We start from the raw sequence: 17,915 nt of genomic DNA, 5'->3' as shown, positions 1-17,915 counted from the left end.
ACTATGACACTCCCGTCCACAGGCTGCAGCGCGACACCAGCAGAGGTCTTGACGGGCCCGGCGCTTCGAGGAGGCCACCGATGCGGGATGACGCCGCTAGACGGTCGCCGCTGAACAGCACCACTTCTGGACGATGAAGTGCATCGACTCGCACCATTCATTGGCTCCTCCCTGCCATCCTTGAGATCCGCGAAGGAGGGGGAGCCATGGCAGACGAACGACGGTCGGAAATCCTCGACCATCTCAAGGACCAGCACGGTCTCGCCCGGGTCACTATGGCTTGGGTGCGCAACCGGTACGACACCAGTTGGGACAAGCTCAGCCGACCGAGAGCAGATGCGATTGCAGCCTGGCTCAAGTCTCAGGGGATTATTCACCAACCGGCCGAATTGCCATCTCGTGAAACCGAACGTGTGATCTTGTACGCTCAGTTCACCAGCATCGGCATCTTCATGGCAGCGGCGCGGGGAGAGGGATTCTTCGAAGACAACTCGGAGGCCGCGCTACTGATGTTGCAGGGCTACGCCGCGTCCTTGGCCAAGCACGAGTCGAACGGCGTCGCGGAGAGCGCGACCGTCGAATGATCACGCAGGCATCGAACGCTGTGGTTAACCTCTCGCCCCAGCAGGTACCCGGCCATCCGTCGCCGGCGGCGTCCTGGCGGCCGCAGTCTCTGCCCGCGCCCATCCCGCCCGGCGGAGCTGCCGGTGTCCCACTGGTGCTTTGCCCTGTCCGCCCGCCACTGTAGTTCCCTGCAGTTCCCCGCACGTCCGATCGCAATGGGGCACGGACCTCTGTGACCCGAAGCAACTCGGGATATTCGCTGTCCTTGGGCTGCTCTACCTGTCACCTGCGCTGATGGTCCGCTGACGTCCACGGTTGTCTACGGGTGTGCGTTGTGGTTGTCGCGCAGTTAGGCACTCAGTGCGTCTCGCGCGTGGAGCTGTGGTGCAGCCTCGTAAAGGTCGCCGTAGGCTTCCCAGCAGTCGATGCTGCCGTCGTCGTACACGCTGCCGATTTACCAGTCATCGTCATCGCCGGGCTTCACGAGACACATGCTGTGGAACCCGAAATCGATCTCTGGCGCGGCATCTCGTGCCCCTTGCCGACACTGACCCACTTCATTGGCCGATCGGGACCTAGGGCGAGAGCCTTTCCCGACCAGTTAATGGACGGACTTACGCCAGCCCTCGGGTACGAGCCTGGTCTACGTAGTCGTTCGAGCTGACGCGCATCACCTTCTCGGCCTTCTTGCGGAAAATCCAATAGAACCAGTCGGGGATGATTGCATTCGTCTGCCGGATCAGGCAAAGGCGATCTTGAATTTCGCGACACTTTTTGATGCTCGGTAGGCCGCGGCCTTCCAATGCAGATTCCCATATTTCGGAAATCTTCGATTCGGTCTTTTCTTTCACTTGTACACTCTCCGCGTTGGAGCGCCACATCTCGATGTACTCGCGAAATGTAGGGACGAGGGGCGTTACCACGGCAAACATTGAACTGGCGAAGGAAAGCTGAAGGAAGTAGCAGACAAGCACAATTGCAGCAATCCATGTGATCATGGCTGACATGATCACTGCTGCCCATCTGCGATGGCTAGATACACCCCAGGCTAGATTGCTGCGCTGGCAGACAAGAATATCTAGAGGGCGGACGAGCGTGCTGGTGTTGCCATACCAATTTTCGAGGCCGCCGCCTTTGTGTCGATGGGCTGCCTCGACTACTAGGGCGTTGGTTGGACGATCAGACAGCACACTGTTCCAGGGAAGTTGGAATACACTGGTATCAAACTCCTCCTGTACGCTAGCAGCTTCCTTACTCTTTCTCTTTTCTCTCGCGCTACCCAGAACGCTAATCAACAGGAGAATGGCGGCTGAGGTGAATCCAATATGGGCCCGAGCTGCTGGGAAGTAGAGCGCCAGGGAGACGCCAATCGCGCCAGCCGTCAATACAATTGTCAACCGTATATTGTGAATCAGCTTGGCGTCCTGGTAGAGCCGACGTTGAGCCGCAAGGAGGCGCACTGATCTTTCGGTGTTCTGGGCTTCACTGATGAAGGGATTTGTGGGCCGGGAGTTGTTCCGGGGCCTGTCACGCGGCGACTTCCCCGTCATGAGCGACCTGGACCCTGCCCTGGTCCTGCTCGAAGAGCACGGATGGATCCGCCAGCAGCCCGTGCCCCCGCGCACCGGACGCGGCGGCCGGCCCCCTCCCCCGCGCTTCGACACCCACCCCAGCATCACCCCGCCGCTCGCTGGCGCGTGACAGAACCCCGAATCCGCTGACAGAACTGACAGAACTCCCGCCCTAGCCCACTGACCTGCGGAAACAACCGTGATCATGGTTGTGACAGAACCTCCGAAAACTCTGACAGAACCTCCCCGCCCAGAAACGGGCGCTCTGACAGAACCCCGCTCCCGGAGGTTCTGTCAGAGTTTTTTGAGGTTTTGTCACGCGGCCAAGAACCGGAGAAACAGCAGGTCAGCGGGCTACCAGCGAGGTTCTGTCAGTTCTGTCACGGAATCCCGGCCCATCGCCCCCACCTGGACGATCCGAGGAGCCCCGGTGACCGCCCCTCTGCCCACCACGCACAGAGCACTGACCGTTCCCGAAGTCATGGACGCCCTCAGGCTCAGCCGCTTCACGGTCTACAACCTCATCCGCTCGCGGGAGCTGGCGAGCATCACCATCGGCCGAGCCCGCCGCATCCCCGCCGAGTCTCTCCGCACGTTCATGGAAACCAAGCTGGAGGAAGCCGCCTGATGGCCCCGAAGAAGAGGAACCCCAACGGCGCCGGAAGCATCTGGCAGCGCAAGGACGGCCGTTACGAAGCCCGCGTCTATGTCCCCCAGCCCGACGACACCCGCAAGCGCAAGACCGTCTACGGCGCCACCTGGGAGGAATGCGACACCAAGCGGCAGGAGTTGGTCCTGCGCGACAGGCAGGGCATCCCGACCCCCACCAGGTCGGCCAAGCTCTCCGAGTGGCTGCCCTACTGGCTTGAGGAGTTCGTCAGGAACGACCGCAAGAAGACGACCTACGCCAAGTACGAGACACACGTCCGCCGCTATCTGATCCCGCACATTGGCTCCAAGCGGCTGGAGACCTTGGGTGCAGCGGATGTGCGGCGCCTGCTCACAACTGTGACGGCGCAGGCATCGACTGCCACAGCCAAGGAGTCGCACCGCGTCCTGCGTAGCGCGCTCACAGCAGCCTGCCGCGAGGAACTGGTCAGCAGGAACGTTGTGATGCTGGTGCCAGCCCCGCGGGTGCAGCCCCGAGAACTGAAGCCGTGGGACCTAGAACAGACGGTCGCGTTCCTCGAAGCCGCTAGGAACGACCCGCTCTACGCGGCCTTTGTTCTCGCTGCGGCTCTCGGACTACGACGGGGCGAGACCCTGGGGCTGCGCTGGTCTGACATCGACTTTGAGCGCCGCACGCTCACCGTGCGGAATCAGCTTCAGCGCGTACAGAAGGAGTTGTACGCCGACTCGACAAAGAACCGGCGTACGCGCGTCATCCCCGTTCCGCTGATGTGCGTCGCGCCCCTGCGCTGGCAGCGTCTGCGGCAAGCCGCCCAACGCCTGGCAGCAGGAGGTGCGTGGCATGGCAGTGACTACGTGTTCACCACTCGTACCGGCCGCCCTAACGAGCCGAGGAACCTGAGCCGCTCCTTTGAGCGCATCGCGGAGGAGGCGAAGCTGCCACGTATCCGGCTGCACGACGTTCGGCATGGATGCGCGACTCTCCTGTTCGCCGCTGGTGTCCCGGCGCGCGTCGTTATGGAGATTCTGGGACACTCCCAGATCGCCGTCACCATGAACATCTACACCCACGTTTCCGACGAGAATCGTCGCGAGGCGATGGGGCACATGGACCGTCTCCTCAAACGTCGCAAGTGACCTAAATAGCGGAGCAGCAGTCCCTCGCCAGCAGGCGGGGGACTGCTAATGCTCACCGTTACCCGCGCCCTTAGGCGAGCGTGAAAGTTCCCGCGCAATGCAGATCCAAGAATCTCTTGTGAAGCAGACTCACAAAGTCTTGGGTCGTCGCAATTTTGGAAATGTCATCAGACGTTACTAGAAGAATTTTAACGCCTTCAAACAGTGACAAGCTGGCCTGATGAAAGGCGGAGGTTTTCTGAACGGGATCCCCCGTGACACCATTCGCCGCAACCAGAACACCCAGCGAGCAACCGCGATGACGTATCTTGGTCGCAAAGAATGCTACTGCCGCCGAATCGACTGGCGCGCTCCAGTTTTTACACTCTACGAGAAATATTTCGGGCAGCATCTTAAGCCCGTCAGGCTCTCGAAAATTACTGATCGACAAGTCAACTTCTTCAGAGATGAACTGATTCAGGCTATTCCTCTGAGCTTGACACCCGGGCACATTGCTGAATAGATATTCGAGAACATCTTCGTAAAATCGCCCCCGGTCCGCAGTTCCGTTACTAAGATTTTGGGCCGACGCGAGAAGGTTGGCCAGCCTCTGCGCATCAATGACTGTCACGCCGACCCTCCCGATGCATGAGTTCATTTCGGCGCGCCACGATGATGCGGTTGAGTGAACCGGCTTCCACTGCATCAATCAGCTCACGAGCAGACAGGGCCCATATTGGAAGACGAGGATGGAAGGAATGGAGCTCGTTAGACCCAGCCAAGTCGTGATAGACGATCAGACCAAAATTCACAGATCGCATATACATCACGTCGGTGAGCTTCTCGGCGTCCTTCCTCAGCACCCCGGGCCTAATCTTTTCACCGATCTTGCATTGCACCAAAATGGGGCCGCCAAGGACTTCGCTTGCGCCATCCACCCAGACAGCTAGATCGAATCCGCCATCCGGCGCCCCAGGCTGGCTCAGAGCAGAAACTGTACCAGCACCAGCAAATACATCCTGGATGAGCTTCTCATATTCCCAGCCGAAACGGCCGGTGGCGTAGCTACCACCCCCAAGAGCCTTAATTGACCCACCCGATAGCCGATCAAGACGACCGTTAAAGTCGACTGCCACTCTAGAGGCGGTTGAGGTTGACTTCCCCTTAGTGTGTCGCCCTCGTCTCGCCCGGAGTTTTTCCGCGAACTGCTCGATATGCTGGCTGATAGCCTCGCGATTCGCCAACTCAACTTCGACCCTTTGAAGTCCAGCAAGTGCCAGCGGTATATTTCGAGGGGAATTTGTAACGAGGAGGACCGGAATCTCTCGACCTAGCGCCACGCCAATTTCAAGGTAGGTCACAGCCGGAATCGATTCAGACTGGCCATCGAGCACAGCACAGAGAAAATCGATATCGGGAATGGACTCTGAAAGCCAGTCGTCCTCCAGATCCTTGCTCAGGATGAACTCTATGCCGCCAGCAGCGAGCGGCGCGATGGGGGCAGTGAACGACTGATCGCTCACGGATAGGAGGCACTTCACGCACTCACGCTACAGCCGAACAACAAGGCACGGCAGCCGATCTGGAAGTTCGTAGGCGCCCGACCGCAGGGGCAACCATGGCCTTCCGTCACCTACTACCGCCAACGCCCCCGCAGCGGGCCGCTGCGGGGGCGTTCTGGCTGGTGGGCGCGGTCGGTTTCGAACCGCCGACATCTGCTTTGCAAGCCCTGGCGCCGATCATCGGAGAGTCTTAGCTGGTCAACAGCGCCACACCTGCGAGCGCTTGTCTACACCGCCGCACACCCCGGTTGACCGTGACTGACTGCTCGATCTAGCACGCGCTACGTCTCAGCCAGCTGCGATCACGTGGGCTCATGGCGGGGCAACAGTCGTGCCTTATAGGACGCGCTATGGCCTGGAACGATACGCAGCTGAAGCAGCTCATCACTTTCCTGCTCTGCCACCGCCGGCCACTCAGTCACCTGAGCGCTTTCAAGAATGTTCTCTAGGCGACCAAGATGCAATTCTCTTCCTGCGATGCGTAGAGACATCTCTTGAACAGCTTTAAACGCAACAGCATTGTCCGCACTTACGGCGCGCCAACGCTCCACACCTTCCCTGGTGATGTCGATTACTACTTCATTCCAAGTACCAGAAGTTTCCTCACCCTCGATCAGGCGCACAGCACGCCTCAAATCAATCTCCTCCGCACGCGTCAGCTCGTCCGGGATGGGGAAGAAGACACCTGCCGCCTGTTGGACTTTCGCTAGCGCCGAAAGGAAAGCATAATACTCATCACCATCCGGGAGTAGCTCCTCGTCCACCGGGAAGAATTCGATCGGCTGTGAGACACCTACACTAAAGGCAAACTTATTACCGGGCCGCATGGTCGCCCAGAACCGGGCAGTCGGCAGAACCATCATCGGAAGCACTCCCGATTTAGGTACCACAGTAAAGTTAATGTTGACCCTCTTGGTCTCGAAGTTCGTCCGCACAGTCACACGGAAAAGGCCAGAGTGGTCAATCAGCTCCATCTGCCCTCCCTTACTTCCAACGTACCGAGTGTCAACGCACATTGGAATATTGGCCAGGACTCGATCACTGTCATCCACAGTGATCAGTCGGAAGTCGATGTCCCTTTCCCCCTCAAGCCGAGCACCGCCCAGTTGCAAGCTACCACCGGACCATTCCCCGCCGAATCCCGACGGAGCATCGATAGAAATACTATGGATGTACTCCTCGGCCACTTTGCCTGGAACGCCATAGTTCAGAGTCTCCTGAAAGCGCTCTGACGCCGAAACTCCTTCTGGGGTTTGAGGAAAGGCGAGCTTCGTTCTAACCGTAATCGGCCTATCGAGTTCAGCGCCCACATAACGCGGCATTACAGTGGCCCTTACACTGCCATCAGAATGCGTAGCAAGCTGAAACACATAGTGAGGATCGATCTCATTCAATCGCACAGAAAGCGATCTGGCCCGGGCGACGGCATCAGCCACACCGTTCCCCAGAGCCGCCTTTTCTTGCCCCATTTCCTTCAGTGCCTGGATGATCTCAGAATTACTATCCCCGATGTAATAGCGAGCAATCTCGGGATGCTTCGCCATTTGCCCATCCAGCCACGTGCGACCTCGCGTGAACTCGCTCATGAATGGGAAGGCCTTTCTGAGGTCGTTATACCAAGTGAGCTCACCAGGCGTGAGGTCTGTGGGCATGACGAGGTGCCAGACGTGCGGGTTCAGGGCCTTCGCCTTCTTCAGCGACCTTTGCACTTGTGCGCGTTGGGCCTTTTCGACCCTCCTGGTAAAACTCTTGATTTCATAGATAACTAGACCGCTTGGCTCTGGGACCTGCACGTCCCGTCCACCGTCTCCACCAGAGCCATCAATCCGCTGGGTTTGCTTGTGGAGTCGACTGATCAAGACCGCAATGAGATCTTCGATCTTCTTAGGGTCAATGTCTCGCCAAGGCACAGCATTGGGGACGTTCACAGCGACTCCTCAAGCCCGTCAAGCGGCAACTATCGGACCATCCTCCTGCAAGACGGAGGACAGATCACGTCCTTAGACCAATACGTCCGGCAGCACCAAACTGAGGGGGTGGAGCAGCTTTGGCCGCTGTCCTACCCGGGTTTGGGAGAGAGCATGATCGGGGGGCCGTACGCTGGCCGGCAGCTCGGGCAGGCTGTGATCCTGCCCGGAATCTGAACGAGTGGCCCCCTGGTCTTGCTCGACGCGGGACCCGAACCGGGGAGGTGGCTAAAGCCGTGGAACCGACCGCCCCAGCCGCAGCGGGTCTCCCCACCCCATGCCGGCCGTTTCTCTCGGGCTGGTGTCGCGCTCGGTGGGCCACCGCCCGGCCGGGGCAGCCGGGGCGAAGACAGAGGCGGCGCGCACCGTGCTTGCGCGCCGCCTTGAACCCGTCGGGAAGGTTTCTACTCACGCAACCCGGCACGCTTACGGCCCGAGAGACTGCCGTCACCCACTACCGTCAACGCCCCCGCAGCGGCTCGCTGCGGGGGCGTTCGGGCTGGTGGGCGCGGACGGTTTCGAACCGCCGACATCTGCTTTGTAAGAGCAGCGCTCTACCCCTGAGCTACGCACCCGTGGATGAGGCAACAGATTACATGGCTCACGCCCCCGCCCGGCAATCCGGTTACGTGACGGACCGGCCGGGAGCCGGTGTGGTGGCGTGCGGGGGGTAACCCCACCCCCGAGAGGGGAGCCGTCCGGATCGTTCGCGGGGTGCGTCGTACATACGGTGGGAGCACACCGGCAGCGCTCTCAGGGGGATCCGATCGCCATGACTTCTCGTACCCGTACCCGTACCCGTACCCACACTCGCTCACGTACCGGGACGCTCGTAGCGGCCGCCGGTGGGACCGTTCTTCTCGTCGTGGCCCTCAGTGGCTGCGGCAGTACGGATGTGGAAGGTGCGCCCGCCGAGCACAAGTCGTTCGCCTTCAGTGGGAAGACCCTCACCATCGACGCCGGGAACTCCTCGCTGGACCTCGTGCCCGCCGATGTGAAGGAAGTCGAGGTGACCCGACGTGTCGACGGCTGGGTCGTGCTGGGCAACGGTCCGGATGCCAGCTGGAAGCTGGAGGGCGACAAGCTGACGTTGAAGGTGAAGTGCGAGGCGATGATCAGTGACTGCGCCTCGCATCACCGGGTCAAGGTGCCCCGCGGGGTGGCGCTGAGCGTGAACGCGGACAACGGCAGGGTCACCGCGTCCGGGTTCGACACCCGGCTCGTGCTCGACTCCGACAACGGCGGGGTCGTCGTACGCGACTCGAGCGGGCCGCTCCGGCTCCAGAGCAACAACGGGTCTGTCGTGGCCGAGGAGTTCTCCGGTTCGTCGGTGGTCGCGCGTTCGGACAACGGGTCGATCAGGCTCGGGGTCACCCGGGTACCGGACCTGGTGGACACCATCAGTGACAACGGGGGTATCACCATCGAGCTCCCGAAGGGCGACGGGACGTACGCCGTGACCGCCCAGGCGGACAACGGTGACGTCTCCGTGGACGTACCGCGCAGCGACAGCAGCCCGCATGTGGTGAAGGCGCGCAGCGACAACGGTGAAGTCACCGTCCGAAGCGCGAACTAACGGACCCGTGTGTTCGTCCTTACCGGGTGGGAGAATGTACCGGGGACAGGGCGAATCGGCACGGGAGAGGGATGTGACGGCGACACACGCGCGGCCGCAGGCGAAAGCGAGTGGAAGTTCCGCCGTCAAGGACGTCCTGGTGCTGATGCTGCTCCCGGTGCCCCTGATCGCAGCCGCACTGCCGGCCGCCTTCGCGGGCGGGGGCACGCGGCGCTGGTTCGGTGGGCGTGGTGAGAACCAGAGGGCCGAGGCCCAGGCGGCGAAGGACGAGGCCGCTGCCGCGTTCTACGAGCTGGACACCGCCCAGCGGGATCTGCAGATCTCCATCGAGACGATCACCGCGGTCGACAGTTCGTCCCGTGCCCGCAAGGCGGCGGAGGACTTCGCCGCTCTGGGCAGACGGATCGACGAGGTCAGCCACACGTACATCACCGCGGTCGACGCGCACGACCTCGACCGCGACGATCTCGAGCCCGCCGCCGCGGCCGGTGCCAGGACCCAGCTGACGCGGGCCAAGGACGATCTGGTGCGGGTGAAGGGCGAGCTCGACCGCTTCGCCGCCGGACTCGGGTCGCTGCTCGGCAGTGCGGAGACGCAGCTCGCCCGGCTCGCTCCCGCCGTGGAGCGGGCCCGGCAGGCGCTCCTCGGCGCAAGCAACGCGCTCGACGCCGTACGGGCGTCCGGTCTGCGTGCCGATGATCTCGCCGCACGGCTGGCTGCTCTCGCGCCGGAACTGACCAAGCTGAATCAGGGTGCCGGGCGGCACGGCGTGGCCGAGACGCTTCAGCGCGCCGACCAGGTGCTGCGCGATGCCGAAGCGATGCGGGCGGAGGCGGAGAGGCTTCCGGAGCGGGCTGCCGAGATCGACCGCAGGCTCGTGTCGCTGCGTACCCGGGCCCAGGCGCTGACGACGCGCGCCGGGCAGGTCGAGCCGGTGCTCAGTGAGTTGCGGCGGCGCTTCTCGGCGGCCTGCTGGCAGGACCTGCAGCCCGTTCCCGACCAGGCCGCGGTCAACATCCGGCAGGCGGAGGAGAAGCTCGCGGAGGCCGCTACGGCTCGCGACGAGCAGAGCTGGGCCGATGCGACCGCCCGGCTGAGTACGGTCCGGGCCCTGCTCAACGCGACCGACGAGGCGGTGTCCGCCGCCGGTGACCGGTTGCAGCGTCTGGACGCCGTGGCCAAGGATCCGCAGGTGGAGATCGACCGGACCCGGTTCGCGATCCGGGACGCGCAGCGCCTCGCCATGGCCGGACGCCACACCCCCGATCCGCTCCATGCCCGTCCGCTGGACGATGCCGTGGCCCGGCTCGAGCGGGCCGTCGCCGGGCTCGAGGGGCGTCACCCCGACTACTGGCACTTCCTGACCGAGACCGAGGCGGTACGGCAGACGACGGCCCGCGTGGTCTCCGCGATCCGCGAGGAGCGTGGCGGCGGCGCCTAGGGACCGCCAGCGGACCTGCCGGGGCCGGGACCCCTGCGGCCCGAGGTACGCGCACGTCCGGGCTGGGACGGCCTCGCGTACGTCCGGCAAGCCCCACCACCGGTCCGATTTGTCCATGGCGGCCGGTGGGCCGATCCTGGAGGTACGCCGCGGTTCCCGCTGGTGTGTTCTGGCCGCACGGGCCGGTTCTGGCCGCACGGGCCGAAGGAGGCCGCCATGGCCACTCATGTCCTGCATCCCACGGGCCGGCGCCGCAAGGCCACCCGGCTCAACGAGCATCTGCCGGTGGACCACCGGCTCAGCCAGGTCTACCGGGTGGGAGCCGGACTTGCCGGGCTGTTCCTCCTCGCCTTCGGCATCCTGGGGCTGATCGACCGGATCGGTTTCTTCGACACCGGCGGCGACACGGTGGCGGGCCTGAACACCAACGGTGCGCTGAGCATCCTGTCCATCTGTGTCGGGCTGCTGCTCTTCGTCGGGATGGTGATCGGCGGGAACTTCGCCTCGACCCTGAACATGGTCCTGGGCATCGTCTTCATCCTCAGCGGCTTCGTGAATCTGGCCCTGTTGGACACGGGCCTCAACTTCCTCGCCTTCGAGATGCAGAACGTGCTGTTCAGCTTCGTGATCGGGTTGCTGCTGATGATGTTCGGCATGTACGGGAGGGTCAGCGGCGGTCTGCCGCACGACAATCCGTACTGGCGGTCCCGTCACCCGGAGCAGGTCATGCGCGAGGAGCGCCGCAGCCGCCCGATGCCGGAGGTCGCGAAGAAGAGGCCCTAATCTGGGGCCATGCCTCGTTACGAGTTCCGTTGCCGCCCCTGCGGCGAGACGTTCGAAGTCAGCCGTCCCATGGCGGAGTCCTCCGATCCGGCCTCCTGCCCCGCAGGGCACGAGGACACCGTGAAGCTGCTCTCCACCGTGGCTGTCGGCGGCTCGTCCGCCGGTGCAGCGGCCTCGGCTCCCGCACCGTCCGGCGGTGGCGGTGGCTGCTGCGGGGGCGGCTGCTGCGGTTGATCCCAGCGGGGCGCCGCGTAGAGGGTGATCCCAGCGGGGTGCCCCGTAAAGGGTGATCCGTCGGCGGGGCCCGCTCAGCGGCCCGCCCGCGGCGCGGACGCGCGCAGCAACCGGCTCAGGATCTCTTCGCCCGCGGCAACGCCCCGCTCCCGCAGCACCTGGACGTTCGGCGCCCGCCAGCCGCTGTCCGCGAGTTCCCCGTGCCCCGGGCGCCAGGCGTGGTCGGCGGCGAGCAGCAGGTCCGCGTCGAGGAGTGAGTCACCGGCGGCGAGCGTCGTCGTGGCGCCGCAGCGGGCGGCGACCTCGTTCATCGCGGCGCTCTTGGTGAGCGGCTTGGGGACGGCGTAGATCTTGCGCCCCTGGAGGGAGACCGTCCAGCCACGGGGGTCGGCCCAGGCGGCCAGCTCCTTCACCCAGCCTTCCGGAAGGAGCGGGCGCTCGACCACGAGATAGGCGAAGACGTCCTCGGCGACCCGTTCCTTGAGCAGCCAGGCGGGATCGGCCGTGGCGATCAGGTGGGCGCGGACCTCGGCGAGCGTCGCGCATTCGTCGGCGAGCCGGCGGGCGACCTGCGCCTGCCAGTCCGGGTCGGAGACTCCGTCGACCAGGATGTGTCCGCCGTTGGCGCATATGGCGTACCGGGGTGCTGGGCCGGGGAGGTGGATGCGCCCGTACTGCTCGCGGGTCCGGGTGGTGGTCGGTACGAAGACCGTGCCGCGGGCCAGTTCGTCGAGCAGCGCGGCAGCCTTCTCCGTCATGTAGGAGAGCGGTTTGTGTCCGTAGACCTCGACGCAGAGCAGCCGTGGGGCCTCCGCGTCCGGCATGGACAGCTGGAGCGCGGCCGCCGAGTAGATGAGGGTGCGGTCGAGGTCGCTGGCCACCAGCGTCACGGGCGCGCTCACTGTCCCGCCACCGCCTTGCCGTCCGCGCCCGTCGCGCCCCGGGTGAACTTCGGGTGGATCAGTCCGACGCAGGTGTACGGGAGTTCGCCGACCTCCTCGACGGGGACGCCGCGCTGTTCGGCGAGCAGCCGTACGTGGTCGAGGTCGCTGCCCGCGCCGCGCTTGGCGAGGATCTTCCACGGCACGCGGCGCAGCAGCACCCGGGTCGTCTCGCCGACGCCGGGCTTGACGAGGTTCACGTCGTGGATGCCGTACTCCTCGCTGATCCGTTCGACGGCGGCCCAGCCCTCCCAGGTGGGGGCGCGGTCCGCGGCGAGCATCTCCTTGGCGTCGGCCTCGACGGCTTCGGCGACCTCGTCGAAGCGGGCGGCGACCGTGTCGAGGAAGAAGCCGGACACATCGGAGTCCGCGAGTTCCCGGTAGAACTTCGCTCCGTGGAAGTCGTCGGGGCCCACGAGGTCGGCTCGCAGGACCGTACGGGAGATCAGTCCGGAGACCGTGGAGTTGAGGCAGGCGGACGGGATGAGGAAGTCCTCGCGTGTTCCGTACGTGCCGACGCAGCCGCCCGGGTCGGCCAGTACCGCGATCTCCGGGTTGAAGCCGTCGAACTCCTCGAGTGCGGCGGCGAGTTCGCGGGTGATGGCGCCCTTGCCCGTCCAGCCGTCGACGAAGACGACGTCCGCCGGGTCGTGATGGGCGGCCAGCCAGCGCAGGGCGTTGGCGTCAATACCGCGGCCCCGGACGATGGAGACGGCGTAGTGCGGCAGGTCGAGTCCGTGCCGGTGCTGGGCCCAGCGGCGCATGAGGACCCCGACGGGGGTGCCGGCGCGGGCGAGCGAAACCAGCACGGGGCGGGGGCCGCGTTCGGCGAGCACCGTCTCGGTGACCGTTCCGACGGCCCGGGCGATACGGGCGGCCGAGGTGTCCAGGGCGGCCTTGAACAGCGCCTGGTACTGCGGGGTGGGCTGGTACTCGACGGGCAGCGATTCGGCGTAGTGCGCGCCACCGCTCTGTATCGCCTCCTCGCGTTCCTCCGTGGGTGCCTCCAGCACGGTGTCCGAGAGGTCTTGGAGCAGCCAGCCGACGTCGTCCGCCGCGTAGGAGGAGAAGGCGGGGCCCCGGAGGGGTTCGGGCAGCATGGAGGCTTCCTGCCTTTCGAGGGTGGACGGGCGAGCGGGCGACGGGGCGTACGAGGGGACGACCGCGAGCAGAACCCGGTCCGTGTGCGCGGCGAGCCGGGCGAGCAGCCCGTCGGGGGCGTGCAGCGCGGCGGTGTCGGCGGTGGAGTCGACCACGGCGACGACGGCGTCGAAGCCGGCTCCCGCGACGTTGTACGCGTACCGGTCGCCGGGCCCGTCCGCGGGGTCGTCGTGGGCCGGGAAGACCAGGCGGGTGCGAATCGCGTAGCCGGGGTCGTCGACGGCGAGGACGGGCGAGCGGGTGGTGGTGGAGTACCGCACGTCGGCGGTGGTGGCTTCCTCCAGGGCGGTGCCCAGCCGCAGCGGCGCGTACATCAGCTCCTCGAAGCCGAGGACGAGCACCCTGCGGGCGTCGCCCAGCGCGTCGGCGATCCGGGCGGCCATGTCCGGCAGGGCGGCCTCCAGGGCCGCACGGTGCACGGGGGTGAAGCCGTGGCGTCCGCCGTCGGGGAGCCCGGCCGGCCAGCCCAGCCCGACCCGTACGGGGGCGGGGCGGGCACCGCCCGGGGCGGGCGCCCCGCCCGAGGAGTCCTTCTCGTGGGCGGCGACGAGTGCGCGGCCCTTCGCCAGGACGCCTTCGGGCAGCCGTACGGTGCCGCGGGCGCGGGCGACCAGGTCGACGCGGGCGCCGATCTCCTCGGCGAATTCGGCGAGCCGCCCCTGGTCGGCCTCGGACCTCATGTCCACCAGGGTCACGACGACGTACCGCTCCCGGGGGTAGCGCACGTGGAGGTCGCGGATGGTGTTGAGCACGGTGTTGCCGGTGGAGAACTCGTCGTCGACCAGGACCAGCGGTGTGCTCGGGGAGTCCTCGGTCGCCGCGCCCGTCAGCAGGTCCGGGTCCTCGGGGAGCAGCAGATGGGACGTCGCGTGCGAGTGCGCCTCCTCGAAGCCGCCCGCCGGCCGGACGCCCTCGACGGGGCGGCGGGTCGAGTGGAGGTACGTGGCCACCCCGAGCCCGTCCGCGACGGCGTGGCCGAGGCCGGTCGCCGTTTCCGCGTACCCGAGGACGACGGCCCGCCGGGCCTCTGCCTCGCCCAGCAGGTCCCGCACCCGTTCGCCGAGCTCGAACCCCGCCCCGTATACGAGCGACGGCCGCTGCGGCACATGCTTGCCCAGCACGTTCGACACGAGCAGGTGGGCTCGCTTCGGGTTGCGGCGCAGGGCGAGGCCCAGCAGCTCCCGGAGCTCCCCGTCGCCGACGAGTTCGACCCCGAGCCGCTCGGCGACCCAGTCACCCGACCACTTCACGTCCACTGCCTCTTCTCCCGTTACGTGCTCGCCCATGGCCACTCAGTCCGCCAGACCCGCGGCCAGGAGCTCGACGAAGCCGACGTCCTCCTTGGCCACTCCGAAGACCTCGGCCCGCTGCAGGGTCCGCTCGGCCCAGGCGCGGTGGGGTTTCACTTCGTTCATCTTGTTCGTATACGCCGAGCGCAGCACCCCGCCGCCGCCCCGTTCCGGCCGCAGGATGTCCTGCGCGTCACTGAACTCCTCGTGGCTCACGACCGACAGTGCGTGCACCGGCAGGACGTGGGACGGGTGGATACAGGTCTTGCCGAGCAGCCCGTTGGCCCGGTCGAGCTCGATCTCGCGCAGCAGTCCGTCGAGGTCGTGCTCGATGAGGGCGGTGCGCAGCTCCTCGGCACGGCCCATGAAGGGGCTGCGGCGCAGCTGCGGTTTGAACATGCGCTCCTGGAGGCGGAAGTACTCCCACACCGGCCCGGTGATGGTGAAGCCGGTGCCGTCGGCACGGCCCAGCACGTTGACGACGTCACCGATGACCGCGCCGACGATCTGGACGTCGTACGCCGTCATGTCGGGGGCCCGGCGCAGACCGTACGCGGAGCAGAAGTCGGTGACGCCGAGGCGCAGCGCGAGGACGCGGTCCCGGTACTTGTCGACGGTGCGGGCGATTCCGCGGAGGGCGTCGCCCCTGGTCTCCAGGTGCAGCAGCTCGGGCGATTCGAGGACCGGCATCGCGAACAGCCGGCACCCGCCGGCGGCTTCCGCCGCGGTGAGGGCCTCCAGGAACAGCTCTCCCCGCTCCTCCGTGAATTTCGGAAGTACAAATCCGGACAACAATCGGACCGAGGTGCCGAGGCGCTCCACGAGATCGGAAATCTGTTCCGGCTCGCGGACCCTGATGAAGAGCAGCGGAAGTTCGACACCCCGCGAATCAAGATCGGCGAACTGTCTGACCAGGTTCGCCTCGGCGCCGACGACTTCGGCGTCGTCGATCGAATCCTCCAGGCAGAGCACCATCGAGACGACGCCGCGCCTGGCCTGCTTGATCACGTCCTCGGCCAGTTGCGGCCGGGTCGCCGGGCTGTAGAGGGTGGCGCCGAGGGCCACCGAGAGCATGCGGGCGGAGGAGCCTGCGTCGAATTCGCACGGCTCCCGGAAGAACAGGCCCTCTCGGGCAGTGGGCGAGATGTGCCCGAAATGACGCATGTGATTCCCCCGTACTGCCTGACAGGCCGGACAACGTATGGCCGGTAATAGTACGTACGGACAGGTGTCGACAGTTCCCCAAGAGTATGAACTTCGGGTAACCCGGCCATTTCTCACACTCTTCGCGGAGTGTCCCGACTCCGCCTGCTGACACCTCCTACCCGCGTGTTCGGACCCCCGCGTTGTCCGGGAGGCCCACGAGCAGGCAGGATGACCGGCATGACGCACGCGATGCTGAAGGGCTCGAACGTCCCTCTCGACGCCATGGCCGTACGGGCTGTGCTGCGCTGGACCCCGGGCGCCGGGGTCCCGGACGTGGACGCCTCCGCGCTGCTGCTCGGCGCCTCGGGCCGTGTGCGTTCGGACGAGGACTTCGTCTTCTACAACCAGCCCCGGCATCCCTCGGGCCTGGTGCGACGGCTGCCCAAGCGCAGTGCCGCCGGCGGACTGACGGACACCATCGAGGCGGACCTCTCCGCGCTCGACCCGTCCGTGGACCAGGTGGTCATCGCGGCGTCCTGCGACGAAGCGGCCTTCGAACAGGTACGTGACCTGCGGATATCGCTGTACGACTCCGCGTCCGCGGACGGCGATCCCCTCGCCGTCTTCGATGTGCGCGCGGAGACCGGCGAGGAGACCGCCATCATCTGCGGCGAGCTCTACCGGCGCGGCGACGGCTGGAAGTTCCGCGCGGTGGGCCAGGGGTACCCGACGGGCCTGGTCGGACTGGCCACCGCGTTCGGGATCTCGGTCGACGAGGCGGAGGCGGCCGCGGAGCCGGACCCGACCCCGCCCGTTCCCGAAACCACCACGTCGGCGCCCTCGGCGGCCGTGTCCGGCCCCGACTCGCAGGCCACGGTCCAGCACCAGCAGCCCGCGTACGGCTACCCGCAGCCCGCCGCGCAGCCCCAGCCGGCCTACGGCTACCCGCAGCCGACCTCGGCGCCCGGCTACGGCTACCCGCAGCCCGCCTCCGCACCGCCCGCCTACGGCTACCCGCAGCCCGCGGCCGCGGCGGCGCACGCTCCCGATCCGGCGTTCGTGCTCCCCCCGCAGGGCCCGCAGTTCATCCGGCCCTGAGCCGGCGGCGCGGTCGCCCTTCACGGTGCTCACTCAGGCCCGCGTCTTGTAGCCGCGTCCCCACTGCATGCCGAAGCCGTACAGCCGGTCCAGCTCCGACTGGAAGCCGTATACGAATTTCACCTCGCGGCGCACGATCAGCTCGCCCTTGACGTTGTCCACCGTGAAGACGGCGCAGGAGCGGGCCTGCGGTGCCCGTTCGTCCAGCTCGATCTCGATCCGCGGGCCGTTGCCCGGATAGAGCGTCACCTTGGCGTGCGTGCGGTCGAAGGCCGGGGTCTGGTCGTAGATGTACACGAAGAACAGCAGCCGTTTGATCTCGTCCCGCTTGTCGAGGTTGACGTAGACCGTCTCGCCCGACGGTGCGCCGAAGCGGTCGTCGCCGCTGAGCCGGATGTACGGCGGGGCGTTCAGATCGCCGATCAGGTTGCCCAGCGGCTGCACGACACCCTTGGTGCCGTCCGTCAGCTCGTACATGCAGCCCAGGTCCAGGTCGACGTTGACCACACCCTGGGTGTGCGCCTGGACCACATCGGGGGTGAAGAGCTTCAGCGGGCGGAGCAGCCTGCCGCTCTGCCGCGACCTGCCCTCGATGTCCGAGGTGCGCATCCGCCAGGAGAGGTTGACGCGCAGATTCCCCGACAGGGCTCCCTGCTTGTTCAGCGAGACCGTGGCGTGCCGCCTGGACAGCACGATGGAGTTCGTCGCGGCACTGCCCGACTCGAACTGGTTTTCCCGCCCCGGCCACAGGCTGTCCCAGAAGGCCATCCCAACCCCCACATGTATCGGTAGAGCCCGACCCCGCACACGCCCCGAACGTCACTGCGGGGCGGCCA

General features: G+C 65.9%; 17 protein-coding genes and 1 tRNA gene. 9 read left to right on the top strand and 9 right to left on the bottom strand.

Going from position 1 to position 17,915, the window contains the following annotated elements; translation table 11 throughout:
• The first annotated feature begins 206 nt into the window (after nt 1-206).
• Complete coding sequence (locus OG257_RS26615; RefSeq protein ID WP_329211451.1) at nt 207-584, top strand: hypothetical protein; 378 nt, start codon at nt 207-209, stop codon at nt 582-584.
• A gap of 594 nt (nt 585-1,178) precedes the next feature.
• Here OG257_RS26615 and OG257_RS26610 read toward each other — a convergent pair.
• A complete protein-coding gene (locus tag OG257_RS26610) occupies nt 1,179-2,114 on the bottom strand; it encodes an S-4TM family putative pore-forming effector (protein ID WP_329211449.1) in 936 nt (311 codons plus the stop codon).
• Between OG257_RS26610 and OG257_RS26605 the strand changes: the two genes are divergently transcribed.
• The 3 genes from OG257_RS26605 to OG257_RS26595 all read left to right on the top strand — a co-directional run bounded on the left by OG257_RS26605 (nt 2,053) and on the right by OG257_RS26595 (nt 3,902).
• Nucleotides 2,053-2,265: a hypothetical protein gene (locus tag OG257_RS26605; RefSeq protein ID WP_329215561.1), complete on the top strand. Its 213-nt coding sequence runs from the start codon at nt 2,053-2,055 to the stop codon at nt 2,263-2,265. The genes OG257_RS26610 and OG257_RS26605 overlap by 62 nt on opposite strands.
• A gap of 300 nt (nt 2,266-2,565) precedes the next feature.
• Nucleotides 2,566-2,763, top strand: a complete 198-nt coding sequence (locus tag OG257_RS26600) for a helix-turn-helix domain-containing protein (protein ID WP_329211447.1) — start codon at nt 2,566-2,568, stop codon at nt 2,761-2,763.
• Entirely contained in the window at nt 2,763-3,902 is a 1,140-nt protein-coding gene (locus OG257_RS26595) for a tyrosine-type recombinase/integrase (protein WP_329211445.1), read from the top strand. The genes OG257_RS26600 and OG257_RS26595 overlap by 1 nt, the downstream gene beginning before the upstream one ends.
• Before the next feature lie 70 nt (nt 3,903-3,972).
• On the opposite strand, the gene OG257_RS26590 is transcribed toward OG257_RS26595, so the two are convergent.
• The 4 genes from OG257_RS26590 to OG257_RS26575 all read right to left on the bottom strand — a co-directional run bounded on the left by OG257_RS26590 (nt 3,973) and on the right by OG257_RS26575 (nt 7,985).
• Entirely contained in the window at nt 3,973-4,512 is a 540-nt protein-coding gene (locus tag OG257_RS26590; RefSeq protein WP_329211444.1) for a restriction endonuclease, read from the bottom strand.
• Nucleotides 4,499-5,404 carry a hypothetical protein gene (locus OG257_RS26585; protein WP_329211442.1) on the bottom strand — a complete coding sequence of 302 codons (906 nt, stop codon included), beginning with the start codon at nt 5,402-5,404 and terminating at the stop codon, nt 4,499-4,501. Before OG257_RS26585 ends, OG257_RS26590 begins: the two co-directional genes overlap by 14 nt.
• A gap of 341 nt (nt 5,405-5,745) precedes the next feature.
• On the bottom strand, nt 5,746-7,371 hold the full coding sequence (locus OG257_RS26580; protein ID WP_329211440.1) for a hypothetical protein: 1,626 nt from the start codon (nt 7,369-7,371) through the stop codon (nt 5,746-5,748).
• A gap of 539 nt (nt 7,372-7,910) precedes the next feature.
• Nucleotides 7,911-7,985: transfer RNA gene (locus tag OG257_RS26575), tRNA-Val, on the bottom strand.
• Between the two features lie 197 nt (nt 7,986-8,182).
• On the opposite strand from OG257_RS26575, the gene OG257_RS26570 reads away from it, so the two are divergent.
• From OG257_RS26570 to OG257_RS26555, 4 genes are all read left to right on the top strand, one after another.
• On the top strand, nt 8,183-8,986 hold the full coding sequence (locus OG257_RS26570; RefSeq protein WP_329211439.1) for a DUF4097 family beta strand repeat-containing protein: 804 nt from the start codon (nt 8,183-8,185) through the stop codon (nt 8,984-8,986).
• A gap of 73 nt (nt 8,987-9,059) precedes the next feature.
• A complete protein-coding gene (locus OG257_RS26565) occupies nt 9,060-10,427 on the top strand; it encodes a hypothetical protein (protein ID WP_329211437.1) in 1,368 nt (455 codons plus the stop codon).
• Between the two features lie 216 nt (nt 10,428-10,643).
• The gene (locus OG257_RS26560) at nt 10,644-11,210 is read left to right on the top strand and encodes a DUF4383 domain-containing protein (protein WP_329211435.1); all 567 of its coding nucleotides are present in this window, start codon (nt 10,644-10,646) and stop codon (nt 11,208-11,210) included.
• A gap of 9 nt (nt 11,211-11,219) precedes the next feature.
• Complete coding sequence (locus OG257_RS26555; RefSeq protein ID WP_329211433.1) at nt 11,220-11,444, top strand: FmdB family zinc ribbon protein; 225 nt, start codon at nt 11,220-11,222, stop codon at nt 11,442-11,444.
• A 74-nt stretch (nt 11,445-11,518) separates the two neighbouring features.
• On the opposite strand, the gene OG257_RS26550 is transcribed toward OG257_RS26555, so the two are convergent.
• Genes OG257_RS26550 through OG257_RS26540 form a run of 3 tightly spaced genes read right to left on the bottom strand, consistent with a single transcriptional unit; the run spans nt 11,519 to nt 15,999 of the window.
• The gene (locus tag OG257_RS26550; RefSeq protein ID WP_329215366.1) at nt 11,519-12,325 is read right to left on the bottom strand and encodes an HAD family hydrolase; all 807 of its coding nucleotides are present in this window, start codon (nt 12,323-12,325) and stop codon (nt 11,519-11,521) included.
• A 17-nt stretch (nt 12,326-12,342) separates the two neighbouring features.
• Nucleotides 12,343-14,832 carry a phosphoribosyltransferase gene (locus tag OG257_RS26545; protein ID WP_329211431.1) on the bottom strand — a complete coding sequence of 830 codons (2,490 nt, stop codon included), beginning with the start codon at nt 14,830-14,832 and terminating at the stop codon, nt 12,343-12,345.
• A gap of 6 nt (nt 14,833-14,838) precedes the next feature.
• Nucleotides 14,839-15,999 carry an HpcH/HpaI aldolase/citrate lyase family protein gene (locus tag OG257_RS26540; protein ID WP_329211430.1) on the bottom strand — a complete coding sequence of 387 codons (1,161 nt, stop codon included), beginning with the start codon at nt 15,997-15,999 and terminating at the stop codon, nt 14,839-14,841.
• Nucleotides 16,000-16,209: 210 nt separating this feature from the next.
• Between OG257_RS26540 and OG257_RS26535 the strand changes: the two genes are divergently transcribed.
• Nucleotides 16,210-17,079, top strand: a complete 870-nt coding sequence (locus OG257_RS26535) for a TerD family protein (protein WP_329211428.1) — start codon at nt 16,210-16,212, stop codon at nt 17,077-17,079.
• Nucleotides 17,080-17,112: 33 nt separating this feature from the next.
• On the opposite strand, the gene OG257_RS26530 is transcribed toward OG257_RS26535, so the two are convergent.
• Nucleotides 17,113-17,847, bottom strand: a complete 735-nt coding sequence (locus OG257_RS26530; RefSeq protein WP_329211427.1) for a TerD family protein — start codon at nt 17,845-17,847, stop codon at nt 17,113-17,115.
• Nucleotides 17,848-17,915 lie beyond the last annotated feature (68 nt).

This window comes from Streptomyces sp. NBC_00683 (assembly GCF_036226745.1).
GTDB lineage: Bacteria > Actinomycetota > Actinomycetes > Streptomycetales > Streptomycetaceae > Streptomyces.
Note: the sequence above shows the minus strand (reverse complement) of the source record. Positions and strands in the feature narration are given on the sequence as shown.